This window comes from Agromyces cerinus (assembly GCF_016907835.1).
Taxonomy (GTDB): Bacteria; Actinomycetota; Actinomycetes; order Actinomycetales; family Microbacteriaceae; genus Agromyces; species Agromyces nitratus.
On sequence record NZ_JAFBCT010000001.1, the window covers coordinates 3,727,772 to 3,750,002 of the forward strand.

At 70.1% G+C, this 22,231-nt stretch carries 22 protein-coding genes; 10 read left to right on the plus strand and 12 right to left on the minus strand.

Annotated features, from left to right (window positions below; all coding sequences use genetic code 11):
- Positions 1–12: 12 nt before the first annotated feature.
- Positions 13–1,881, minus strand: a complete 1,869-nt coding sequence (locus JOE59_RS17435; RefSeq protein WP_204462762.1) for an alkyl/aryl-sulfatase — start codon at positions 1,879–1,881, stop codon at positions 13–15.
- Between the two features lie 160 nt (positions 1,882–2,041).
- Positions 2,042–2,263 carry an Rv0909 family putative TA system antitoxin gene (locus JOE59_RS17440; RefSeq protein ID WP_204462764.1) on the minus strand — a complete coding sequence of 74 codons (222 nt, stop codon included), beginning with the start codon at positions 2,261–2,263 and terminating at the stop codon, positions 2,042–2,044.
- Between the two features lie 143 nt (positions 2,264–2,406).
- Here JOE59_RS17440 and JOE59_RS17445 point away from each other — a divergent pair, with 143 nt between their 5' ends.
- Complete coding sequence (locus JOE59_RS17445; RefSeq protein ID WP_307837106.1) at positions 2,407–3,051, plus strand: GNAT family N-acetyltransferase; 645 nt, start codon at positions 2,407–2,409, stop codon at positions 3,049–3,051.
- On the opposite strand, the gene JOE59_RS17450 is transcribed toward JOE59_RS17445, so the two are convergent.
- The 6 genes from JOE59_RS17450 to JOE59_RS17475 all read right to left on the minus strand — a co-directional run bounded on the left by JOE59_RS17450 (position 3,048) and on the right by JOE59_RS17475 (position 9,695).
- Complete coding sequence (locus JOE59_RS17450; RefSeq protein WP_204462768.1) at positions 3,048–3,788, minus strand: sulfite exporter TauE/SafE family protein; 741 nt, start codon at positions 3,786–3,788, stop codon at positions 3,048–3,050. The two genes, JOE59_RS17445 and JOE59_RS17450, sit on opposite strands and share 4 nt — an antisense overlap.
- Before the next feature lie 50 nt (positions 3,789–3,838).
- On the minus strand, positions 3,839–5,803 hold the full coding sequence (locus tag JOE59_RS17455) for an MSCRAMM family protein (protein WP_239560366.1): 1,965 nt from the start codon (positions 5,801–5,803) through the stop codon (positions 3,839–3,841).
- Between the two features lie 91 nt (positions 5,804–5,894).
- Positions 5,895–7,367 (minus strand): sodium/solute symporter, encoded by a 1,473-nt coding sequence (locus JOE59_RS17460; RefSeq protein WP_204462770.1) that lies wholly within the window; start codon positions 7,365–7,367, stop codon positions 5,895–5,897.
- Positions 7,364–7,744 (minus strand): DUF485 domain-containing protein, encoded by a 381-nt coding sequence (locus JOE59_RS17465; RefSeq protein WP_204462772.1) that lies wholly within the window; start codon positions 7,742–7,744, stop codon positions 7,364–7,366. Before JOE59_RS17465 ends, JOE59_RS17460 begins: the two co-directional genes overlap by 4 nt.
- Positions 7,741–8,487: a LytR/AlgR family response regulator transcription factor gene (locus JOE59_RS17470; protein WP_204462774.1), complete on the minus strand. Its 747-nt coding sequence runs from the start codon at positions 8,485–8,487 to the stop codon at positions 7,741–7,743. Before JOE59_RS17470 ends, JOE59_RS17465 begins: the two co-directional genes overlap by 4 nt.
- The gene (locus tag JOE59_RS17475) at positions 8,484–9,695 is read right to left on the minus strand and encodes a sensor histidine kinase (RefSeq protein WP_204462776.1); all 1,212 of its coding nucleotides are present in this window, start codon (positions 9,693–9,695) and stop codon (positions 8,484–8,486) included. The genes JOE59_RS17470 and JOE59_RS17475 overlap by 4 nt, the downstream gene beginning before the upstream one ends.
- Positions 9,696–9,890: 195 nt before the next feature.
- Between JOE59_RS17475 and JOE59_RS17480 the strand changes: the two genes are divergently transcribed.
- Together JOE59_RS17480 and JOE59_RS17485 are read left to right on the plus strand one after the other, a co-directional pair.
- The gene (locus tag JOE59_RS17480; RefSeq protein ID WP_204462778.1) at positions 9,891–10,265 is read left to right on the plus strand and encodes a DUF485 domain-containing protein; all 375 of its coding nucleotides are present in this window, start codon (positions 9,891–9,893) and stop codon (positions 10,263–10,265) included.
- A complete protein-coding gene (locus tag JOE59_RS17485) occupies positions 10,265–11,878 on the plus strand; it encodes a monocarboxylic acid transporter (RefSeq protein WP_204462780.1) in 1,614 nt (537 codons plus the stop codon). Before JOE59_RS17480 ends, JOE59_RS17485 begins: the two co-directional genes overlap by 1 nt.
- Before the next feature lie 157 nt (positions 11,879–12,035).
- Here the strand turns inward: JOE59_RS17485 and JOE59_RS17490 are convergent, their stop codons facing one another.
- Positions 12,036–13,034, minus strand: a complete 999-nt coding sequence (locus tag JOE59_RS17490) for a TIGR00341 family protein (RefSeq protein ID WP_204462782.1) — start codon at positions 13,032–13,034, stop codon at positions 12,036–12,038.
- Between the two features lie 229 nt (positions 13,035–13,263).
- On the opposite strand from JOE59_RS17490, the gene JOE59_RS17495 reads away from it, so the two are divergent.
- Positions 13,264–14,091 carry a hypothetical protein gene (locus tag JOE59_RS17495; protein ID WP_204462784.1) on the plus strand — a complete coding sequence of 276 codons (828 nt, stop codon included), beginning with the start codon at positions 13,264–13,266 and terminating at the stop codon, positions 14,089–14,091.
- 117 nt (positions 14,092–14,208) lie between these two features.
- On the opposite strand, the gene JOE59_RS17500 is transcribed toward JOE59_RS17495, so the two are convergent.
- Positions 14,209–14,370, minus strand: coding sequence for a hypothetical protein (locus tag JOE59_RS17500; protein WP_204462786.1), 162 nt, complete (start codon positions 14,368–14,370; stop codon positions 14,209–14,211).
- A 183-nt stretch (positions 14,371–14,553) separates the two neighbouring features.
- The gene (lpdA, locus tag JOE59_RS17505; protein ID WP_204462788.1) at positions 14,554–15,954 is read right to left on the minus strand and encodes a dihydrolipoyl dehydrogenase; all 1,401 of its coding nucleotides are present in this window, start codon (positions 15,952–15,954) and stop codon (positions 14,554–14,556) included.
- 217 nt (positions 15,955–16,171) lie between these two features.
- Between lpdA and JOE59_RS17510 the strand changes: the two genes are divergently transcribed.
- The 6 genes from JOE59_RS17510 to JOE59_RS17535 all read left to right on the plus strand — a co-directional run bounded on the left by JOE59_RS17510 (position 16,172) and on the right by JOE59_RS17535 (position 21,519).
- Positions 16,172–17,107 carry a DMT family transporter gene (locus JOE59_RS17510; RefSeq protein WP_275581256.1) on the plus strand — a complete coding sequence of 312 codons (936 nt, stop codon included), beginning with the start codon at positions 16,172–16,174 and terminating at the stop codon, positions 17,105–17,107.
- A 202-nt stretch (positions 17,108–17,309) separates the two neighbouring features.
- The gene (locus JOE59_RS17515; protein WP_204463466.1) at positions 17,310–17,669 is read left to right on the plus strand and encodes a GntR family transcriptional regulator; all 360 of its coding nucleotides are present in this window, start codon (positions 17,310–17,312) and stop codon (positions 17,667–17,669) included.
- Positions 17,666–18,574 carry an ABC transporter ATP-binding protein gene (locus JOE59_RS17520; protein ID WP_204462792.1) on the plus strand — a complete coding sequence of 303 codons (909 nt, stop codon included), beginning with the start codon at positions 17,666–17,668 and terminating at the stop codon, positions 18,572–18,574. The genes JOE59_RS17515 and JOE59_RS17520 overlap by 4 nt, the downstream gene beginning before the upstream one ends.
- Positions 18,571–19,338: a hypothetical protein gene (locus JOE59_RS17525; protein WP_204462794.1), complete on the plus strand. Its 768-nt coding sequence runs from the start codon at positions 18,571–18,573 to the stop codon at positions 19,336–19,338. The genes JOE59_RS17520 and JOE59_RS17525 overlap by 4 nt, the downstream gene beginning before the upstream one ends.
- Before the next feature lie 163 nt (positions 19,339–19,501).
- The gene (locus JOE59_RS17530; RefSeq protein ID WP_204462796.1) at positions 19,502–20,203 is read left to right on the plus strand and encodes an ABC transporter ATP-binding protein; all 702 of its coding nucleotides are present in this window, start codon (positions 19,502–19,504) and stop codon (positions 20,201–20,203) included.
- On the plus strand, positions 20,200–21,519 hold the full coding sequence (locus tag JOE59_RS17535; protein WP_204462798.1) for an FtsX-like permease family protein: 1,320 nt from the start codon (positions 20,200–20,202) through the stop codon (positions 21,517–21,519). Before JOE59_RS17530 ends, JOE59_RS17535 begins: the two co-directional genes overlap by 4 nt.
- An 82-nt stretch (positions 21,520–21,601) precedes the next feature.
- Here JOE59_RS17535 and JOE59_RS17540 read toward each other — a convergent pair whose 3' ends face one another.
- Positions 21,602–22,078, minus strand: a complete 477-nt coding sequence (locus JOE59_RS17540) for a hypothetical protein (RefSeq protein WP_204462800.1) — start codon at positions 22,076–22,078, stop codon at positions 21,602–21,604.
- Positions 22,079–22,231: the final 153 nt, after the last annotated feature.

Consider the following 22,231-nt stretch of genomic DNA (forward strand, 5'->3'; position numbering starts at 1 on the left):
TCGTCGCGCGTACTACGGGGTGACGATGGCGAATGCCTCGTCGCCCGGGTCGATGACTCCGAGCAGGCGCTCGAGCACCGAGGTGTCACCCTCGGTCGAGACGCCCCCCGAGGTGGAGTCGCCGCCGAGGAGGGCCAGGAGGCGGCCCTTGGTGAGGCTGAGGGTCAGCTCGACGTCGCCCGCGCCGTCTTCGAGGTAGATCAGCACGCCGTTGCGGAGCGTGACCCGGAACCGGCGGTCGAGGTCGGTCAGCACGATCGCGAACGCGAGGTCGAGGCCCCAGGCCTTGGGGCCGTCGACCTTGATCGCGATCGAGTCGAGCAGCTGTTCGGGGCTGAGCTGGGCCACCATCGACGGGGCACTGGTCTTCGTCGGCGTGCCGAAGTTTCCGACGCGAAGTTCGGTCGCGCCCGAGAGGAAGAAGTTGCGCCACGTGCCGTTCTCGGAGCCGTAGGCCAGCTGCTCGAGCGTGTCGGCGTAGAGCGCCCGAGCGGCCTCGTGGTGCTCGTCGACGAAGACGGCGTGGTCGAGCAGGGTCGCCGCCCAGCGGAAGTCGCCGGCGTCGTACGCCGCCTGGGCGAGCTCGACGACACGGTCGATGCCGCCGATCGCGTCGACGTAGCGGGTGGCGATCGCGGCCGGCGGGTGCGGCCAGAGGCGTGCCGGGTTGCCGTCGAACCAGCCGAGGTAGCGCTGCACGATGGCCTTGACGTTGTGGCTCACCGAGCCGTAGTAGCCGCGCGTGTGCCAGGCCTGATCGAGCGCCGGCGGCATCTCGAACATCTCGGCCGCCTCGGCAGCGGTGTAGCCGCTGTTGACGAGTCGCAGCGTCTGGTCGTGCAGATAGGCGTAGAGGTCGCGCTGCACCGACAGGAATTCGACGATGTTCTCGCGGCCCCAGGTCGGCCAGTGGTGCGACGCGAACACGGCGTCGGTGCGGTCGGCGTAGCGGGTGATCGCCTCGGTGAGGTACTGCGACCACACGTGCGGGTCGCGCACGACCGCACCACGCAGCGTCAGCAGGTTGTGCAGGTTGTGCGTGGCGTTCTCGGCCATGCAGAGTGCGCGGTAGCGCGGGAAGTAGAAGTGCATCTCCGACGGCGCTTCAGTGCCGGGCGCCATCTGGAACTCGATCTCGACGCCGTCCACGGTGTGCGTCTCGCCCGTCGTGGTGATCTCGAGGGTCGGCACGATCATGCCGATGACACCGGTCGACGTGGTCTGGCCGAGGCCGGCGCCCACGGCGCCCTGCGGCCCGCGCTCGAGCGCGGCGCCGTACATGTAGCCGGCGCGTCTGGCCATCGCGGTTCCGGCGTAGACGTTCTCGGCGACCGCGTGCTCGACGAATCCCTCGGGGGCGATGATCTGCACGGTGCCCGCGTCGACCTCGGCCTGCGACGTCACGCCGAACACGCCGCCGAAGTGGTCGACATGCGAGTGCGTGTGGATGACGGCGACCACCTTGCGGTCGCCGCGGTTCGCGCGGTACAGCGCGAGTGCGGCGGCCGCGGTCTCGGTCGAGATGAGCGGGTCGATCACGATGATGCCCGTGTCGCCCTCGACGATCGTCATGTTCGAGAGGTCGATGCCGCGCAGCTGGTAGATGCCCTCGACGACCTCGTAGAGACCCTGGCGCGCGACGAGCTGCGACTGCCGCCAGAGGCTCGGGTGCACCGTGTCGGGCGCCTCGCCCTCGAGGAACGCGTAGCTGTCGTTGTCCCACACGACTTCGCCGGCGTCGTTTCGCACGACACCGGGCTCGAGGGCGGCGATGAAGCCGCGATCGGCATCGTCGAAGTCGCGCGTGTCGTCGAACGGCAGCTGCGCGAGTGCCGCCGCTTGTTGTGCCCGGATGGTGTCCGTGGCCGGCTTGTGGTCCATTGAGTGAAGTTCCCCCTTCGTGGGCTTGTTCGCCCTCTCCATCGTGGCAACCCGGCCACCGGGTGGCAAGCGAGCGCGCACTCCGGCGCGTCGCCGAGCCGGGCGGGGACGACGAAGGGGGCGGATGTCCGTGACATCCGCCCCCTTCGAACCCGGTCGACTACTTCTCGGTGCCGACGGCCCCGTCGATGTTCTCGCGAACACCGTCGATCTTGTCGTGGTGCTCCTCGGGGACGACCTTCTTCGCGGCCTCCGTGACCCCGTCGAGCAGCTTGTCGCTGATGTCCTCCGCCTGCTCGCTGTCGAGCGCGTCGGCGATCTTGTCCTTGTTCTCCTCGATGAAGTCTTGCGCCTTCTTCGTGATGTCGTCCAGAGAACCCATGGCCCCCCACCTTTCGTTCGTCGTGGTCTTGCTCCCGTCATCGTAGGGGCGGCTCAAGTCGAAGGGAAGGGTTGCGACCCAGGGCGACGATGTCGTCGCCGACCGGTCACGTGCGCGCTACCGGCGCGTGGCACACTCGAACGGTGACTGCGCAGCGCCCCACCGCCGACGAGCTCGTCGGCCGATTCATCCGCCTCAGCCCGTTCGATGTCGCCGACATCCCCGAGCTGTACCGAGCGCTCTGCCGACCCGAGGTCTTCGCGGGAGGCTACGGTGGCGGCCCGGCAGGGCAGCCCGCAGATGCCGACGCCTACGACACGTTCGCGCGCGACTACTACTCGGCCGGCGAGGCGGCGATGCCGTGGACGGTGCGCCTGCGCGGCGGCCCAGACGACGGGCGGGTGGTCGGGGCGACGAAGCTCGCCGACTTCGACCTGTCGAACGAGTCGGCCCACATCGGGTGGACGGCGTACGACCCGGGCGTCTGGGGCACGGCGGTGAACCCCGAGGTGAAGCTGCTGCTGCTCGACCTCGCGTTCCGCAGCGGGTTCGGCCGGGTGAAGATCCAGGCCGATGCGAACAACGCGCGTTCGCGCGCCGCGATCGAGCGGCTCGGGGCCCGGCTCGACGGGGTGCTGCGACGGCACAAGCGCCGAGCTGACGGCAGCTGGCGCGACAGTGCCGTCTACTCCGTCATCATCGACGAATGGCCCGAGGTGCGGGCCGGTCTCGAGGCGCGACTCGCCGAATACGGCGACCGGCCGGTCGAGGTGCGTGAGCGCAGCTAGCCCCAGAGCTTCAGCGCACCGTCGACCATCGCGGCGATGCCGCCGGCGTAGGCGATCACGATCACGGCGATGCGCGCCGCGTGGTGGGGGATGCGTTTGTGCAGGAGTTCGCCGAGGCCGAGGCCGACGAGCAGTGCGCCGATGACGAGCGGCCAGGCGCCGGGTTCGAGTTCGGGCAGCGCCCAGCCGGTGGCGCCGAGCTTGCCGACGAGGGAGGCCACCCCGATCACGACGAAGTAGGGCTGGGCGGTGGCGGCGAACCCCGCTTGCGGCCAGCGCGTCGCGACCGCGTAGACGCTGAGCGCCGGGCCGCCGACGCCGGCCGACGCGTTCATGAATCCGGATGCCGCGCCGGCCACGATCGCCGGAACGGGACCCGTCGCGACGTGGTCGGTGCGGGTGACGGCGAGCGACACGGTGAGCGCCACGACCACGAGCACGCCGACACCGAGCTGGAGCACCGGCCCCGGCAGGCGCGCAGCGACGAGCGCGCCGACAGCGGTGCCGACGAGCGCCGGCACGACGAGCCATCCGAATCGCTGCCATTCGATGTGTCGCCAGACCCTCGGCAGGATGAGGAGCGAGGAGAGCACGGCGCAGAGGTTCACGAGTACGACGCCGTCGAACGGGCCGAGCAGGATCACGAGCGCGGGTGCGGCGATGAGCGCGAAGCCCATTCCCGTGATGCGCTGGGCCAGTGCGCCGACGAGCACGGAGACGGCGACGGCGAGGAGCACCGGGCGAGTCTACCCGGGGGCTCTCGTCGTCTCTCGGGCGGGCGCTCGGCTCAGCGCATCGTGCGGCGGCGCAGGCGGGGCGTCACCATCGCCGAGGCACCGGCGGCGAGGGCGCCGAGGGCGATCCAAGCCGCGAGGCCGAAGGCGGGGTCCACGCCGGTGGCCGGCAGCGTGCCTGCGGGCGTCGAGCCGCCTGCCGGCGGCGTGCTGGGCGGCGGGGTCGGCGGCGTGGTCGGGGTCGGCGCATCCGCGAGCAGCACGAAGTCCCGGTCGCTGAACACCTCGCCGGCCTCGGTGATGGTGACGGTGAGCGTCGTGGGGCCGACCGCGGTGTATCCGGTGGGCACGGTCATGGTCAACGTGTACTCGCCCGGCGGCAGCGCGTCAGCCGCGTAGGTGCCGTCGGGCCCGCTCGAGATCGGCGTCGACCCGTCGGGGCCGGTGATCGTGATGGTCGCGCCGGGGAACGGGGTGCCGTCGTCGGTGGCGACCGCGCCCTCGATGCTGCCGGTCTTCGCGAGGGCGAAGTCGACGCCGGTCACGTCATCTGCCGCCACCGACTCGCTTCGCGTCGCGGGCCCCACCGCGATGGAGCCATCGGGCGTCGTCATCTCGATCGTGTACTCGCCCGCCGGAAGGAGCGGGAAGCGGTAGCTGCCATCGGCGCCGGTGACGGTCGAGAGGGTGCCGCCCGGGCCGGTCGCGGTGATGGTGACGCCGGGCACTCCGGCACCTGCGGCGGTGACGGTGCCCGAGAGCGACGGGTTCGCGGCGACCACGAAGTCGACATCGGTGATCGGCGTCTCGACGCCGTCGGGCACGGCGAACGGCGGAGGGCTCGTCGTGATGGTGTATCCCTCGGGCGTCGTGATCGTCGCCGTGTAGGTGCCCAGCGGCACGGTGTCGAAGAGGTAGTCGCCGTTCGAGTCGGTCGTCGTCGTGACATCGCCGATGGAGACGGTGACGCCTGACATCGGGTTGCCCTCGGAATCCGAGACGTTGCCCGAGACGGCGACCGGCACGATGTCGCGGATCTCGAAGTCGACCACGGCGTCGGCGGTCGACAGATCGGCCGGCTTGCGGGAGGCGTCGACCGCGATCTTGCCGGCGGGCAGCACCGCCTCGACGGTGTACCCGTCGGTCGCGAAGAAGCCCGGGAAGTCGTAGAGGCCGCCGCCGGCCGTGGTCGTGGTGCCGACGACGGTGCCATCGCCATCGATCAGGTTGAGGGCGACCCCGTCGACCGGACCCGTGCCGGCGTCGGTGACCGTGCCGGTGATGTCGCGCGCGAGCGAGGCGAACCAGGTCTGGTAGACCGGCAGGCCGGAGCGACGCGTGAAGAAGAACGAGAGGGAGCTGATCGGCACGGAGGGCTCGAACCACCCGGATGCCCCGCTCGTGTCGGCGGCGGCCGCGTTGCCCGTGAGCGTGAGCTTCGCGGGATCCCAGCTCGGAACGTCGGTCGCGTCGCCCGTGCACGAGGGCTTGCCGACGACGCCCGGAGCGCAGTAGTTGAACCCGCCCTGGAACCCGAGCTCTTCGGCCGTGAGCGCCGCACCGTCGGCCCCGACGGCAGCGATGCGCACCTGGTCGGCGTCGATGTCGCCGAGCACGAAGGTCCAGTTCGACGACGGGGTCGGCGTCGGGAACGAGTACGTCGTGGTCGAGGCGCCCGCAGGCGTGTCGGCCTTCGGGCGGAGGTTCAGGTAGGGCTGGTTCTGGCTCGACCCGTACTTCGCGCCGACAGGCGTGCCCTGCGAGAGCCAAGCGGATGCTCCGGAGATGACCCCCACCTGACCGGCCCGTGAGTCGCTCGTGACCGAGGCGGCGAGGGCGGGCTGCCCCGCGAGCGTCATCGTGGTCTGGAAGGCACCGCCGGCGCCGGTGAGCGGCGCCCAGGCCGCCCAACTCGCGGTCGTGGCGGCCGACGCCGGTGTGATTGCGACCGTCGTCATGACGGCTGCGGCGATGAGGCCGGTGAGACCGGCGATGAGCATGCGATTCCCCCGAAGCATGGCGACCAGCATATTCGGCGAGGTCGGTCAGCGCACCTGCTCGTGCTGCGGCGTGGATCGGGCGCACGCGTCGGTGCCTCGGTCGCCGGAGTCAGTGCACGCGCCGCTCCGGAACATGCAGTCGGGTGAGGAACGCGTCGGTGCCGCGCGGGATGCCCCGGTGGTCGCCGCGCGAGACGAGCACGGTCACGAGCACGGCGAGTGGCACGGTCCATGCGGCGGGCTGCTCGAGGAACGGGCGCAGCGCGGGCACCGCAGCCGAGAGCAGCGGGCCGCCGAGGATGGCGGCCCCCGAGAGCAGTGCGCCCGTGAGCATGCCCGCGATCGCCCCTCGCGCGGTGAGCCCTCGCCACCAGATGCCGAGGATCAGCATGGGGCAGAGGGTCGACGCCGTGAACGCGAAGACGAGCCCGACGCTGCCGGCGAGACCGGCCGACTCCGTTGAGAGCGCCACGACGAGCGGGATCAGCGACGAGACGACGGCCGCGATGCGGAAGCCGCGCACGCTGCCGCCGAGCAGGTCCTGGCTGATCACGCCGGCGAGCGAGACGACGAGCCCGGACGAGGTCGAGAGGAAGGCGCCGAACGCACCCGCGATGACGAGAGCCGTGAGCAGCTCGCCCCAGATGCCCGGCACGAGTCGGCCGGGCAGCAGCAGGATGAGCGCGTCGGCCTCGCCTGGCGCCGCGAGGTCGGGGGCGAAGGCCCGCCCGAGCAGACCGAACGCGGTCGGGAACAGGTAGAACACCGAGAGCAGGGCGAGCACGATGACGGTCGTGCGGCGGGCGGCGACGCCGTCGGGGTTCGTGTAGAAGCGCACGAGCACGTGCGGCAACCCGAGGGTGCCGAGGAGCAGCGCCACCATGAGCGAGACCGTGCGGTAGACGTCGAGGTCGCCCGGGCCGGCGGCCGGAGGGAACGCCTCGGCGGGCGTGAGCCGGGCGGGCGGCTCGCCCCCGCCGACGATGAGGAGCAACGCCACGACGGGAACCGCGAGCGCGGTGAGCTTCAGCCAGAACTGGAAGGCCTGCACGAAGGTGATCGAGCGCATGCCGCCCGCGGCGACGATGACCGCGACGAGCACGGCGACTGCGACGGAGCCGACCCACGAGGGCAGTCCCGTCGTGATGCGCACGGTGAGGGCCGCGCCCTGCAGCTGCGGCACGATGTAGAACCAGCCGATCACGATGACGAGCGTCGAGGTCACGCGCCTGGCCGTCGTCGACTCGAGGCGTGCCTCGGTGAAGTCGGGGATCGTGTACGCCCCCGAACGGCGGAGCGGCGCCGCCACGAAGAGCAGGAGCATGAGGTATCCGGCCGTGTAGCCGATCGGGAACCACAGCCCACCGGCGCCCTGCAGCAGGATGAGTCCGGCGATGCCGAGGAACGAGGCCGCCGAGAGATACTCGCCGCCGATGGCCGAGGCGTTCCACCACGGCCGCACGGTGCGCGAGGCGACGTAGAAGTCGCTCGTCGTGCGCGAGACCCGCAGCCCGTAGAAGCCGATCAGCGCCGAGGTGAGGGCGACGGCGGCGATCGCGGCGTAGCCGATGACGGGGTTCACTCCGCCTCCGTGAGCGAGCGGTAGCGCGACTCGTTCCGCGAGGCCGCGCGCACGTAGAGGCCGGCGACCGTCAGGGTCAGCGGGTAGATGCCCACGCCGAGCAGCAGCCACGACGCCGGCACGCCGAACACGAAGCTCGAGTCGAGGTCGGGCACGAGCGCGATGGCGAGCACGAAGAGCGCGGTGGCCGCCGCGAAGCCGATGGCGAAGACGACCGCGAGCCGCAACTGCGAGCGGATGAGCGAGCGCACGTAGACCCCCGCGATGTCGCTCGTCGGCCCGGCGCCGTGCGGCGGAGATGGGCGAGCGGATGCCCCGCCCCCGCCCGGTCGCGGAGCGGTGACGCGAACCCGTCCGGGTGCGGGCTCGTCGTTCATGATCTCGGGCGGATGATCGTCTGGTCGAGCCGGTCGCGGAGCGCCGGCAGCAGCCGCCGGCTCACGGGCAGCTCGGCCTGGCCGACCGTGACGCTCGGGTGGTCGGAGCCCAGCCGGATGCGGCTGAGGTGCGCGAGCGACACGAGGTACGAGCGGTGCACCCGCACGAAGCCCGAGTCGGCCCACTGCCGCTCGAGGTCGCTGAGCGGCACCCGCACGAGGTAGCTCGCCTCTTCGGTGTGCAGCCGGGCGTAGTCGCCCTGCGCCTGCACGTAGCGCACATCGTCGCGGCGGATCATGCGGGTGGTGCCGCCGAGCGTGACGGCGATCATCTCGGGTTCGGGCGTCGCCCCGGCCGCGGTCTGGCTGGCGGCCCCCGCCTTCAGCGCCTCGACGATGCGGCCGACCGAGCGGTGCAGCCGCTCGGTTCGCACGGGCTTCAGCAGGTAGTCGACCGCGGCGAGGTCGAACGCCTCGAGCGCGCCCTCTTCATCGGCGGTGACGAAGACGAGCACGGGGCGGTGCTCGAACCTGGCGAGCGCCCGTGCCAGGTCGAATCCCGTGAGCCCGGGCATGTGGATGTCGAGGAACGCGGCGTCGACCGGTTCGCGCGTCAGCAGGCGGATCGCCTCCGACCCCGACGATGCCTGGTGGATCACGCCGATGCGCGGGTCCTGCCCGAGCAGGTAGGCGAGCTCGTCGATGGCGGGCTGCTCGTCGTCGGCGATGAGCACGGAGATCATGGCTCAAGTCTCCCATCGGGGGTTCCGGCCGACGAGGGGCGTCGCGGCCCCGACTTCGGCACCCGCATGCGCACGAGCGTGCCGACGCCGACGCCCGTCTCGACCACGAGTCCGAGCTCGTCGCCGTAGACCTGTCGCAGGCGTGCGTCGACGTTGCGGAGCCCCACGTGCTCGGCGTCCGCCGGGCCGCCGGCGAGCACTGCGGCGAGCACCTCAGGGTCGATGCCGACGCCGTCGTCCTCCACGGTGATCTCGGCGAACGCGCCGGAGTCGGCGGCCGTGATCGTGATGCGCCCGCCACCTTCCTTCGACTCGAGCCCGTGCCGCACGGCGTTCTCGACGAGCGGCTGGATCGAGAGGAACGGCACCACCGTCGAGAGCACCTCGGGGGCGATCTGCAGGGTGACCTTCAGGCGCTCGCCGAAGCGGGCGCGCTCGAGGCGCAGGTAGCTGTCGATGGAGCGCAGCTCTTCTGCGACGGTCGTGAAGTCGCCGTGCCGGCGGAACGAGTACCGGGTGAAGTCGGCGAACTCGAGCACGAGTTCGCGCGCCTGCGCCGGGTCGGTGTTGATGAACGAGGCGATCGCGTTCAGCGAGTTGTAGATGAAATGCGGGCTGATCTGCGCGCGCAGCGCCCGCACCTCGGCCTCCGCCAGAGCGGCGCGCGACGCGTCGAGCTCGCCGAGCTCGACCTGCGCGGCCACCCAGTCGGCGACCTCGCCGGTCGCACGCACGAGGCCGGCCCGCACGGGGGAGGCGAAGGCGACGATCGCGCCGAGTGCGCCGGTGCTGCCGAGGATGGGAGCCACGACCGCATCCGTCTCCCATGCGCCGATCGGGATGCGGCGCTGCACCTGCTGACGTCCTCCGGCGATGGCCGCGGCGGCGAGCCGCTCGGCGACGGCGCGCACGGCCTCATCGCCGTCGATCGCGATCGTGCCCGAACGGTCGACGATCGCGAGGCTGTCGCAGCCGAGCAGCGCACGGAGGTGCTTGCCCGCCCGTGCCGCGTCGAGTTCGTCGATGCCGCCTCGCAGGTGCTTCGCCGCCTGCGAGGCGAGGTGCAGCGTCTGGTAGGTCGCCTGCTCGGCGTCGGTGCCGAGTTCCTTCGAGCTCAGCACGATGCGGCGCAGGAACACGACGAGTCCGACCGCGAGTGCCCCGCCGACCACGCCGAGGGCGGCGGCGAGCAGCATCGACTCGGACATGCACGACAGCGTAACCGCTCGCGCCCGGCCGCTCGCTCGTCGTCGCGCATCCGCCGTTCGTCGCACCGTGAACGCCGTTCGGCGACGACGAACGGTACCGACCCCACGCCGACGCGCGAGCGCGCGAGAGTTGCCCCACTGCATCCTGCAGGCGGCCGGGCCCCCGCCCCGCCACGACCCCGAAGGAGACTCGCCATGGGCAACGAAGCCCTGAGCGCGGAGACCGCGACGGCCCCACCCGTCGACTACCGCGCGGTGCAACAATCCGAAGAGTTCCAGCGACTGCGTTCGAAGCACCGGAGGTTCGTCTTCCCCGTGCTGGCCGCATGCCTCGTCTGGTACCTCGCGTACGTGCTGCTGGCCGGCTACGCGCACGACTTCATGTCGACGCCAGTGTTCGGCAGCATCAACGTCGCGATCCTGCTCGGTCTCGCGCAGGTCGTGACGACCTTCGCCGTGACCACCTGGTACGTGCGCTACGCCAACAAGGAGCTCGACCCCATCGCCGAGGAGATCCGCCATGAGATCGAGACGGGCGCGACGTTCACCGCAGAGGAGGCGACCCGCTGATGCTGCACTTCGAAGCCGCGAGCTCCTCGCCCGGCGAGCCCTGGCTCAACATCGCCATCTTCGGCGCCTTCGTCGCGATCACGATGATCATCGTGTTCCGCGCGAGCCGCAACAACAAGACCGCTGCCGACTACTACGCCGCCGGCCGCTCGTTCACGGGTGGTCAGAACGGCTCGGCGATCGCCGGAGACTACCTCTCGGCGGCGTCGTTCCTCGGCATCGTCGGCGCGATCGCGATCACGGGCTACGACGGGTTCCTCTACTCGATCGGGTTCCTCGTGGCGTGGCTCGTCGCACTGCTGCTCGTCGCCGAGCTGCTCCGCAACACGGGCAAGTTCACGATGGCGGACGTGCTCTCGTTCCGACTGAAGCAGAAGCCGGTGCGCATCGCGGCGGCGACCACGACGCTCGTCGTCTGCTTCTTCTACCTGCTCGCCCAGATGGCCGGAGCCGGCGGTCTCGTCTCGCTGCTCCTCGGCGTCGGAGACCAGCTCGGCCAGGCGCTCGTCATCACCGTGGTCGGCGCGCTCATGATCCTCTACGTGCTCATCGGCGGCATGAAGGGCACCACCTGGGTGCAGATCATCAAGGCGATCCTGCTCATCGCAGGCGCCGGCGTGATGACCGTCTGGGTGCTCGCGATCAACGGCTTCAACTTCTCGACCCTGCTCGACAACGCGGTCGCCGCGACGGGCAACCCCGAGATCCTGAACCCGGGCCTGAAGTACGGCGTCTCCGAGATCGCGAAGGTCGACTTCCTCTCGCTCGGCCTCGCGCTCGTGCTCGGCACCGCGGCCCTGCCGCACGTGCTCATGCGCTTCTACACGGTGCCCACCGCGAAGGAGGCCCGCAAGTCGGTCGTCTGGGCGATCTGGCTCATCGGCATCTTCTACGTGTTCACCCTCGTGCTCGGCTACGGCGCAGCGGCCCTCGTCGGCGCCGACGTCATCGCGGCAGCACCCGGCGGCCCGAACTCAGCAGCCCCGCTGCTCGCGTTCGAGCTCGGCGGGCCGCTGCTCCTCGGCCTCATCTCGGCGATCGCGTTCGCGACGATCCTCGCGGTGGTGGCGGGCCTCACGATCACGGCGGCGGCCTCCTTCGCCCACGACATCTACGCGAGCGTCGTGAAGAAGGGCAAGCCGGCACCGGGCGCCGAGGTCAAGGTCGCTCGTCGCACGGTCGTCATCATCGGCATCGTGGCGATCATCGGCGGCATCGGGGCCAACGGCCAGAACGTGGCGTTCCTCGTGGCGCTCGCGTTCGCGGTCGCGGCATCCGCGAACCTGCCGACGATCGTCTACTCGCTGTTCTGGAAGCGCTTCACCACGCAGGGCGCACTCTGGAGCATGTACGGCGGCCTCGCGTCGGCGATCATCCTCATCATCTTCTCGCCGGTCGTCTCGGGCTCCGAGACGTCGATGCTGAAGACCGAGTCGATCGACTTCGCGATCTTCCCGCTCTCGAACCCCGGCATCGTCTCGATCCCGCTGGCCTTCTTCCTGGGCTGGCTGGGCACGGTGCTCGACAAGAAGAAGGAGGACCCCGCGAAGCAATCCGAGATGGAGGTGCGCTCGCTCACCGGCGTGGGAGCCGAGAAGGCGACGCAGCACTGAGAACCTCCCGGCGGCGAGAAGTCCCACTCGTCGCCGGGAACCCACTTCGACGCGGCGGGAACGCCTGCCCGTGCCGTGTCGTCGATGAAGAGGCGGATGCCGCAGCAGCACGCTGCGGCATCCGCCCTCGTCGTTCGTGCCGGGGGTGAAGCCCCGCTCAGCGCACCTCGACCTGGCTGCCCGACTTCACGTCGAGGCTCACCGAGACGTACGACGGCAGCTTGCCGGCGAGATCGTCCTTGTACGTCTCGAGCGGCGGCAGTTCGCCGCCAGGGCTCTCGACCCCGACCGTGGCCTGCAGGCCGTTCCAGCTGACGCCCGTGATCGAGGCGCCCTTCGTGCCGTCGAGCCAGTCGTTCGTGACGGAGTGCAGGGTCACGGTCCACGAGGCGACGAACGCGATGATGAGCGAGTTCACGACCAGCGGGATCGCGACCACCGCGGTGAGCACCCCGACGATCGTGTACGCGCGCCGGCGGTTCGCGTCGACGACGGCCTCGGGGTCGCGCGGGTAGCCGGCGAGGGTGAAGACGAGCGACCCGGCGATGATGAGCGCGACGACGTTCGAGAGGAACAGCATCGAGGCGCCGAAGGCCGCGTCGAACTGCCCCTGGCCGAGGCTCACGCCGACCACGCCGAGCGGCGGCACGAGCGAGATCGAGATCGCGACGCCCGGCAGGATGTTGCTGAGGTCGCGCCGGCACATCGCGAACGCCCCGGCGAGGCCGGTCGCGAACGCGGCGAGCAGGTCCATGAGGGTTGGCGCCGTGCGACTCGTGACCTGCGGGTTCGTCGTGAGCTGCTGGGGGTCGGGCAGGGTGTACGAGAGCAGCATGCCGAGCACGACGACGGCGACCATGCCGCCGACGAGCCAGAGCACCGAGCGGCCGACGAGTGATGCCCGGCCCGTCACGATGCCCGCCGCGATGCCGAGGATCGGCGTCGAGAGCGGGGCGATGATCATCGCCCCGATGACCGTGGCCGTGGAGTCGCCGATGATGCCCGCGATCGCGATGACCGCCGAGAGGAGCAGCATGATCACGAAGCCCGTGCGCTTGGCACGCACGTCGCCGTGATCGAGGTCGAGCTGGTCGAGCAGCTCGACCGCAGGGTTCCGCCGGTTGTCCGGAATGAGCAGGCCCGCCACTGACGACATGGGCCGATGATCTCAGTCGAACCGAGCGGATGCCGCGGCGCAACGCCGGAACGCGGCGCCGTGGCATCGACATGCGCCGGCTGTCGCGACACGCGATCGCTCTTGCCGCAAGCCGAGAAGGGGGCGATTCGTCGTTGCTCGAGCCGCCGGCGGCGAGCCTCATGTCGGTGGTGGGTGGCATGCTGGCACGTTCAGGCAGGGGACATGAACATGGGGGTAGCTCAGACACATGGATCGCGCGAAGCACACACCGACCGGGCGCGGCTACGGGGCTGAGGAGTTCGCGAAGCTTCCGACCGCCGTGCTTGCCCGGTACCGTGGCGAGCTCGAGTGCGAAGAATGTCAGGCCGCCGCCTATTTCGTTCGGAAGCGCCTCAGCGGAACCTCGTACTATTTCGGCGCGCGCCCACACAAGGATGGCTGCACGCTCGCGACAAGCGCCGGCGAGACGGATCATGCCGACCTCGCTGAAGCGGCACGACGCGAAGCAGAGGACGGCATCGTTCGTCTGGTGCCGGATCGCTCCCGGGGTGCCGCTCAGGACCACGTCGAACATGATCCTGAAGCCGAGGAAGGCGCCGGGAACGCGCGGCGCTACAGCAAGGATGGCGAGGCGGGACGCACGCTCGGAACGATCCAGATGAGCAGCCTCCTCGGTGCACTCCTCCACCGACCCGACTTCGCCGACAGCGACTACGAGCTGAGGCTCGAGGACAACACGACGACGACTGTGCACCGCTACTGCGTCGAGCTCAACCAGGTCACGAAGCAACACCACCGTCGCCGGCATCTCTATTGGGGAACCGTGCTCTTCGCAGGCGAAGCCGACGACCGAGGCGGCGCGTGGCTGTACACCGCCAAGGGGCTACCGAACCTTCTGATGACCAAGGAGGTGCTCGAGCAGGTCATGACGGCGAAGAAGATCGATGACATCGCCGATCTTGCCGGCGCATCGTTCATACTCTGGGGCTGGATCAACCTGCCAAAAGACAAACCGGGCGGCCGCCCGTTCCTTGTCGCGGGTGAGGCTGACAAGTTCGGCCTCCGCCTCGGCTAGCGCGACAGGACCTGGGTTGGTCCGGCGTCGTTCCGGCTTGACGCGAGGCCAACTCGTCGCTTCACGTGGACTTTCGACCGGCACGTCACGGGTAGGCTTCGAGGCTCGCGCCCGCGGTCAACGCTTGCCTTCGTCGATCCAGCGCGTGTGAGCCCGGAGCCCGTGGAACACTCCCTGCCTGATGACGACGTACGTCAGCAGCAGAGCGATGAGGAGGCCGAGCGCGGCCGCGGCCCAGCTGGCGATCGAAATGAGGAGGATCTGCTGGTCGGGTTCCATAGGCGCAACCGTACCGGCTGCCTGAGCCGTGTGACGTCGGCCGCGAATGGGAGGTAGTGCCGTCGTGTCCGACACTGGTGCGGCACGGATACAGTGCCGAACCTGGTCGAGGTCGTCCTGCAAGGCGGACTGACCAGTGCGCCCCGTGTTCCTCGGCGAGCAGCGACTGGCGATCACCCGGTTCTACATGTTGATCATGTGCCCCGCGAGGCCGTGGAACGTCTCCTGCAGTGCCTCCGACAGGGTGGGGTGGGTGTGCACGTTGCGTGCGAGCTCGAGCGCGCCGAGGTCCCACTTCTGCGCGAGGGTGAGCTCGGGCAGCAGTTCGGAGACGTCGGGCCCGATGAGGTGGCCGCCGAGCAGCTCGAGGTGCTTCGCGTCGGCGACGAGCTTCACGAACCCGATGGGCTCGCCGAGCCCGTTCGCCTTGCCGTTGGCGCTGAACGGGAACTTCGAGACGACCACGTCGTAGCCCTCGTCGCGGGCCTGCTGTTCGGTCAGCCCGAAGCTCGCGACCTGCGGCGAGCAGAACGTGGCGCGCGGCATCATTCGGTAGTCGCCCAGTTCCATGGTCTCGGCGTCGCCGATGGTCTCGGCGGCGACGACGCCCTGCGCCTCGGCGACATGGGCGAGCATGAGCTTCGCGGTGACGTCGCCGATCGCGAAGATGTGCGGAACGTTCGTGCGCATGCGCTCGTCGATGCCGATCGCGCCGCGTTCGGTGAGGGCGACGCCGGCCGCCTCGAGGCCGAAGCCCTCGACGTTCGGCGCGAAGCCCACGGCCATGAGCACCTTGTCGACCTCGAGCGTGCCCGGTTGCCCGTTGGACGCGGTGTACGAGACGGTGACGGACGCGCCGTTGTCGACGACCGACCCGACCTTCGTCGACGTGAGGATCGGCACGCCGAGGTTGCGGTACTGGCGGGTGATCTCCTTCGAGACCTCGACGTCTTCATTCGGCAGCGCCCGGTCGAGGAACTCGATGACCGTGACCTCGACGCCGTAGTTCTTCAGCACGTAGGCGAACTCCATGCCGATGGCCCCGGCGCCGACGATCGCGATCGAGCGGGGCAGGTCGCGGGTGAGGATCTGCGACTCGTAGGTCACGACGTTCTGCGAGAGCTGCACGCCGGGCAGCAGGCGCACGCGCGAGCCGGTCGCGATGATCGCGTTCGCGAACGTGACCTGCTCGGTCGTGCCGTCGGACTTCGCGATGTCGATCGCGTTGGGGCCGGTGAACGAGCCTCGCCCGTCGAACTCGGTGATGCCGTTCTTCTTCATCAGGAAGTGCACGCCCTTGACGTGCTTCTCCGACACCTGGCGGCTGCGGTCGAACGCGACGCCGAAGTCGAAGTGCACGTCGCCCGAGATGCCGAACGTGGCGGCCTGGTCGTGGAAGATGTGGGCGAGCTCGGCGTTGCGCAGCAGCGCCTTCGAGGGGATGCACCCGACGTTGAGGCAGACTCCGCCCCAGTACTTCTCCTCGATCACGGCCACGCTCAGGCCGAGTTGGGCGGCGCGCACCGCGGCGACGTAGCCGCCGGGACCCGCGCCGAGGACGACGACATCGAAATGGCTGGTCATGGCTTCCAGACTAGGGTCGCGACGGTGCCGACGCACCGGGGAATCCGGGCGGGCGACCGAGGGCGGATGCCGCGGCTGCCGAGCTTCGGCGGATTCCGGACAAGCACCCCGGCAGCCGTGTCGGGTGGTCGGTGGCCGGGCGTACGCTCGACCGGTGAGCACCAGCACCGCACCGAACGCCGTCGCCGCGGCATCCGCTTCGTCGCAGCCGAACCGGCTGTCGACGTGGCTGCAGTTCCTCGGCATGGGCGTGGTCTGGGGTGCCAGCTTCCTCTTCATGAAGGTCGCCCTCGAGGGGGTCGCCTTTACGCAGGTCGCATGGTCGCGACTCGTGCTCGGCGGCCTCACGCTCGGGGTCATCGTGCTCGTCATGCGGCCGCGCGTCACGTCGCCGGCGGGGGAGCGCGGGCCGGTGCTGCCGCGGCAGCCGATCGTGTGGCTGCACTTCGCGGTCATCGCGATCAGCGGATGCGTCGTGCCCCACATGCTCTTCGCCTGGGCCGAACTGCACGTCTCGTCGAGCCTCGCCTCGATCTACAACGCCGTCACCCCCATCACGACGGCACTCATGGCGACCCTCGCGTTCCGCGTCGAGAAGCTCGCCGCCGCGCAGTGGGCCGGGGTGCTCGTCGGCATCGCGGGCGTCGTCGTGATCATCGGTCCGTGGCAGTACGCCGCGCTCACCGGCAGCCTCCTCGGTCAGCTCGCTTGCCTCGGGGCGGCCGTCTGCTACGGCTTCACGTTCGGGTACACCCGCAAGTTCCTGAGCACGCGGCCGATCGCGCCGGCGACGTTCGCCTTCCTCAACATCGGCATCGCGGGCGCGATCATGCTCGTGCTGACCCCCGTGATCGCCTGGCAGCCGGTCGAGCTCGACCTCGCGATCGTCGGCTCGCTGCTCGCCCTCGGCGTGCTCGGCACCGGGCTCGCCTACATCTGGAACATCAACGTGCTGCGGGCCTGGGGCCCGACGAACGCGTCGACGGTCACGTACGTCACGCCCGTGGTGGGCGTCGCCCTCGGGGTGCTGCTGCTCGGCGAGCGCTTCTCGTGGCACGAGCCGATCGGGGCCGTGCTCGTGCTCCTCGGCATCCTGCTCGCGCAGGGCCGCCTGCGCCTGCCGCGCCGGGCGGGAAATTCGTCGGTCGAGTAGCGACGCAGGAGCGTATCGAGACCACGTGGCGGTCTCGATACGGCGCTGGCGCGCCTACTCGACCGGCTGGCGGGCTGGCGCGCGTGCCTGCACGACAGAACTCGGGGTTGACAGGCGCGCACGAGCATGGTTGGTTAGTTACACAAGTAATGAACCAACCAAGGTTCGGCGCAGCAGGAACACGGCAGACAGTTGGGCGGGTATGGACGAATCGCGTCCGATCTTCATCCAGATCGCAGAACAGATCGAGAACGACATCATCGAGGGCACGCTGCCGGAAGGTGGCCAGATCCCCTCGACGAACGAGTTCGCGGCGTTCCTGCGCGTCAACCCGGCCACCGCATTGAAGGGGGTGACCCGCCTTGTCGACGACGGCATCGTGGAGAAGCGAAGGGGCATCGGCATGTTCGTGACGACCGGCGCCCGCGAACGGCTCATCGAGCGCCGGCGGGCGGGCTTCGCCGCCGAATACCTCAGACCACTCATCATCGAGGCCGAGAAGCTCGGCATCGGCATCGACGAACTCGCGGGCATGCTCCGCGCGGAAAGGATCAACTCATGACCGGCACAGTGGTGCGCGCCACCGGCCTCACGAAGCGCTACGGCTCGTTCACGGCCGTCGACGCGGTCGACTTCACGCTCGAGGAGAACCGCATCTACGGCCTCCTCGGGCGGAACGGGGCGGGCAAGACGACGATCATGCAGCTGCTCACCGGCCAGTTGTTCCCCGATGGGGGCACGCTCGACGTCTTCGGCCGCGAGCCCGCCGAACACGCCGACGTGCTGCGCCAGATGTGCTTCATCGCCGAGTCGCAGCGCTACCCCGACAGCTTCAAGGCCGCGCACGTGTTCAAGGCGGCGCCGTGGTTCTTCGAGAACTGGGATGCCGCGTTCGCGGAGCAGCTCATCGCCGACTTCCGCCTGCCGCTGAACCGCTACATCAAGAAGCTCTCGCGCGGCCAGCTCTCAGCCGTCGGCGTCATCGTGGGTCTCGCGAGCCGCTCGCCGCTCACGTTCTTCGACGAGCCCTACCTCGGGCTCGACGCCGTGGCCCGCCACATCTTCTACGATCGCCTGCTCGAGGACTACGCGGAGCACCCGCGCACGATCGTGCTCTCGACCCACCTGATCGACGAGGTCGCGAACCTGCTCGAGCACGTCATCCTGATCGACCAGGGCCGCATCCTCTTCGATCGCGACGCCGACGAACTGCGCGGGTCGGCGACGACCGTCGCGGGTCCGCGAGCCGCGGTCGAGTCGTTCGTGGCCGATCGGCCCGTCATCGGGCGCGAAGGCCTCGGCGGACTGGCATCCGCCACCATCGACGGCCGTCTCGACCAGGGCGAGCGCATCAAGGCCGCTGAGCTCGGACTCGAACTCGCACCCGTCTCGCTCCAGCAGCTCATCATCCACATGACCGGCACCGACCTGAGTGCCGACACGACCGACCGGGAGGTCGCAGCATGAGTGCCGTCATCGATCAGCCGATCGTGCGCACCGAAGCCCGCTCGCGGGCCCACGAGATCTGGCGCATCGTTCGCCTGCACGCCATCAACCCCTCGGTGTTCTTCGGGATCCCGTGGATCATCCTCGGGTCCGCTTGGGCGGTCATGATGATCGTCGGGCTCATCATCACGGGTGCGGGCGGGCCGGCCGACGACATGGCCAGGGGCATGCGCTACAGCTGGGCGGTGCTCTCGCCCCAGTGGTACCTCGTGGTCGTCGGTGTTCAGGCGATCGGCCTGACGTTCTCGTTCGCACTGGGCTTCGGCACGACCCGACGCGACTTCTGGCTCGGGACGAGCGCCATGTTCGGCATCGTCTCGTTCCTGAACGCGGTTGCGATCGCCACGCTCGTGCAGATCGAGAAGGCGACGAACGGCTGGGGCATCGGCATCGCCATGTTCGACTCGCTCTGGTACGGGCAGCAGGGGTGGCTCACCGACTTCTATTCGACGTTGGCGATGCAGCTGCTCGTGTTGTTCATCGGCGCGAGTGTCACGACGGTGTACATGCGCTGGCGCATGCGGGGCATGATGATCGTGACGTTCAGCGCGATCGCCCTGTTCCTGGCCTTCATCGCGATCTTCACGTTCAGCGGCAGCTGGATGGCCCTGTTCGAATGGTTCGGCAGCATCGGCATCGTGGGCGGCTTCAGCATCGTCCTGGGGCTGGCGGTGGTCTGCGCCATCGGCGGGTACCTCGTGATCCGGCGGGCCACGCCCCGCTGATCGAACGGGCATCAAGCCGCGGCGCGGCATCCGGTGGGGGTCGGATGCCGCGCCGCATCCGTCTGCCCGGCGGGCGCCGTCATCCGGGAGGATGACGCGGGGCCGCGCGAATACGGCGCGCGACCGACGCGCCGCCCCGGCCCGCCCCGGCAGGCTCGAGAGTATGAGTTCCTTCGTGATCGAGGCATCCGGCCTCAGCAAGTCGTTCGGCCAGACGCACGCCCTCGCGGGCGTCGACCTCCAGGTGCGCACCGGGGAGGCGATCGCCATCATGGGCGCCTCGGGCTCGGGCAAGACGACACTGCTGCACTGCCTCGCCGGCATCACCCGCCCCGATGCCGGCACGGTCGGCTTCCAGTCGGGCGCCGGGCGGGTCGACGTCACGGCCCTCAGCGAGCGCGAGCGCTCGCGGCTGCGCCGCGAGGCGTACGGCTTCGTCTTCCAGCAGGGACTCCTGATTCCCGAGCTCACGGCGGTCGAGAACGTCGCGCTCGCCCTCATGCTGAACGGCATGCCGCGCGCCCGCGCCGAGGAGTACGGGCGCGGCTGGCTCGCCGCCCTCGGCCTCGCCGGCATGGAGGACCGCCGCATCGGCCAGCTCTCGGGCGGCCAGGCGCAGCGCGTCGCGATCGCGCGGGCGCAGGTGACCGGGGCATCCGTCGTCTTCGCCGACGAGCCGACCGGCGCGCTCGACTCGGCCACCTCGGCCGAGGTGATGCAGGCGCTGCTCGACTCGACCACCGGTCAGGGCCGCACCCTCGTCGTCGTCACGCACGACGCGGATGTCGCGGGGCGGTGCTCCCGCATCGTCGACATGCGCGACGGCCGCATCGTGGGCGAGCGCGTGCCCGGGGTCGCCGCGTGATCGCCCGCGTCGCGTGGCTGCTCGCCCGGCCCGGATCCGCCGGCGCCGCGGCGAGCCTCCTGCCCGTCACCGCCTTCGCGATCGTCACGTCACTGCTGCTCGTCGTGCTCGGCGGCGCCCAGACGTTCTGGACGTGGACCGACGACTTCGGCGTGACCTACCAGGCGCTCGCGGTCATCGCCCTCGTGCTGCTCGTGGTGCCGCTCGCCTCGCTCGGCGGCGCCGCCGCTCGGCTCTCGGCCCGCCGCCGTGACGACCGGCTCGCGACCCTACGTCTGCTCGGCGCGACCCCGGCGACCGTCTCGGCCCTCGCCGTGCTCGAGTCGGTCGTGCTCGCCGCGGTCGGCGCGCTCGCCGGCGTGGTGCTGTACTTCCTCCTCGTGCCGCTCATCGCGCTCATCCCGTTCCGCGGCGAGGCGCTCGGTGTCGACGGCGTGCTGCTCGGCCTGCCCGCGCTCGCCGCGGTGTTCACGGGCGTCGTGCTGCTCGCCGCGGCGAGCGCCGTGCTCGGTCTCCGCCAGGTCGTCATCTCGCCGCTCGGCGTGCGCACGAAGCAGGACGCCCCGAAACTGCACTGGCTGCGCATCGTCATCGGCGTCGCGGTCATCGCGCTCGCGTTCCTCATGATGGCCGTGCTGCAGGTGGCGGGTTCGGTGCTCGTCATCCTCGCGATGCTCGGGCTCGCGTTCGGCGGCACCATCGCCGTGCTGAACCTCATCGGCCCGTGGGTGATCCGCCTCGTCGCGCAGTCGCAGGCACGACGCGCGAAGACGCCGGCGCGACTCCTCGCGGCACGCTCGGTGCTCGAGTCGCCGAAGGCGGCATGGCGCCAGGTCTCGGGCGTCGCGATGACGAGCTTCATGGCCGTGTTCGCCGGCACCGGCATCGCGCTGCTCGGCTCGTTCGGCGAGACCGGTGACGCCCAGTCGATGCAGCTGTTCGCTGACATCCGCACCGGCATCCTCATCACGGTGATCGGTTCGTTCCTCATGGTTGCGAGCTCGGTCGGCGTGAACCAGGCGGCCGGCATCCTCGATCGCGGGGAGCTCTACCGCTCGCTCGACATGCTCGGCATGCCGACGCCGACCATGGACTCGGCGCGGCGTCGAGCGGTCATGTCGCCGCTGCGCATCACCGCGATCGGCTCCGCGGTGACCGCGGCCGTCGTGATGCTGCCCCTCACGGGCGCGGCGATCATCGTCGCGCCGCTCTCGCTCGCGGTCATCGCCGGCGTGCTCGCGGCCGGCATCGGGGTCGTGTGGCTCGGGCTGCTCGCGACGAAGCCGATGCTCGAGCGGGCGGCGGCGGGCGCCTGAGCCGCTGCGGTCCCAGCCCGGTGCGGGTTGAGCCTGTCGAGACCCGGGATGGGTTTCGACGGGCTCAACCCGCAGTGCGCGATCAGGCGCGCGTCATCGTCGAGGGGTAGCCGCCGTCGCCCGGGTAGACCCAGGCGCCGTCGACGACCTGGTCGTCGGCGCTGAACGTGCCCTGGAAGTAGGCGGGGCTGCCCTTCGCGCCGCCCCAGATCGTCAGGATGTCGCCGACGAGTTCGTAGACGTAGTCGAGCGTGTTGCCCGCCGAGTCGTAGAAGCGCGAGACGACGTCGGCGCCGGCGGGTTCGCCGAACGGGTGCAGGTGGCCGATCACCTCGAGGCCCGTGATCGGCAGCCCGAACTGGGCGAGTTCGACGTGCTGCAGCAGGAAGTGGCCGCCCGGCATCCACTCGTAGCGCACCGTGCCCTCTGCGCCGCCGGTCACCGTCCAGGTGCCGACGAGTCGGTCGAGCGCTCGCACCACGAGCGAGGGCTCCTGCTCTTCGACGAGGCCGAAGGCGTCGATGTCGCTCGCGTCGGAGGTCGCAGTGTCGTCGTCCATGGTCGTTCCTCTCGTTCGCGGCGCATCGGTCTGCGCCGTCACGGATACCTCGGAGCCGGCGACCCGGCCTTGACATCCGAGCCCGAGATCTTCCCGAAACGAATCTCCCCGGGCGATGTCAAGACGGTGCCGGTGGCTCCGAGGTAGCGGTAC

Coding starts and splice junctions, on each gene's coding strand:
- JOE59_RS17485 (WP_204462780.1), top strand. CDS start 10,265: ATGCTGCACTTCGAAGCCGCGAGCTCCTCGCCCGGCGAGCCCTGGCTC.
- JOE59_RS17530 (WP_204462796.1), top strand. CDS start 19,502: ATGAGTTCCTTCGTGATCGAGGCATCCGGCCTCAGCAAGTCGTTCGGC.
- JOE59_RS17480 (WP_204462778.1), top strand. CDS start 9,891: ATGGGCAACGAAGCCCTGAGCGCGGAGACCGCGACGGCCCCACCCGTC.
- lpdA (WP_204462788.1), bottom strand. CDS start 15,954: ATGACCAGCCATTTCGATGTCGTCGTCCTCGGCGCGGGTCCCGGCGGC.
- JOE59_RS17500 (WP_204462786.1), bottom strand. CDS start 14,370: ATGGAACCCGACCAGCAGATCCTCCTCATTTCGATCGCCAGCTGGGCC.
- JOE59_RS17540 (WP_204462800.1), bottom strand. CDS start 22,078: ATGGACGACGACACTGCGACCTCCGACGCGAGCGACATCGACGCCTTC.
- JOE59_RS17525 (WP_204462794.1), top strand. CDS start 18,571: ATGAGTGCCGTCATCGATCAGCCGATCGTGCGCACCGAAGCCCGCTCG.
- JOE59_RS17515 (WP_204463466.1), top strand. CDS start 17,310: ATGGACGAATCGCGTCCGATCTTCATCCAGATCGCAGAACAGATCGAG.
- JOE59_RS17440 (WP_204462764.1), bottom strand. CDS start 2,263: ATGGGTTCTCTGGACGACATCACGAAGAAGGCGCAAGACTTCATCGAG.
- JOE59_RS17435 (WP_204462762.1), bottom strand. CDS start 1,881: ATGGACCACAAGCCGGCCACGGACACCATCCGGGCACAACAAGCGGCG.
- JOE59_RS17475 (WP_204462776.1), bottom strand. CDS start 9,695: ATGTCCGAGTCGATGCTGCTCGCCGCCGCCCTCGGCGTGGTCGGCGGG.
- JOE59_RS17520 (WP_204462792.1), top strand. CDS start 17,666: ATGACCGGCACAGTGGTGCGCGCCACCGGCCTCACGAAGCGCTACGGC.
- JOE59_RS17470 (WP_204462774.1), bottom strand. CDS start 8,487: ATGATCTCCGTGCTCATCGCCGACGACGAGCAGCCCGCCATCGACGAG.
- JOE59_RS17455 (WP_239560366.1), bottom strand. CDS start 5,803: ATGCTTCGGGGGAATCGCATGCTCATCGCCGGTCTCACCGGCCTCATC.
- JOE59_RS17490 (WP_204462782.1), bottom strand. CDS start 13,034: ATGTCGTCAGTGGCGGGCCTGCTCATTCCGGACAACCGGCGGAACCCT.
- JOE59_RS17465 (WP_204462772.1), bottom strand. CDS start 7,744: ATGAACGACGAGCCCGCACCCGGACGGGTTCGCGTCACCGCTCCGCGA.
- JOE59_RS17495 (WP_204462784.1), top strand. CDS start 13,264: ATGGATCGCGCGAAGCACACACCGACCGGGCGCGGCTACGGGGCTGAG.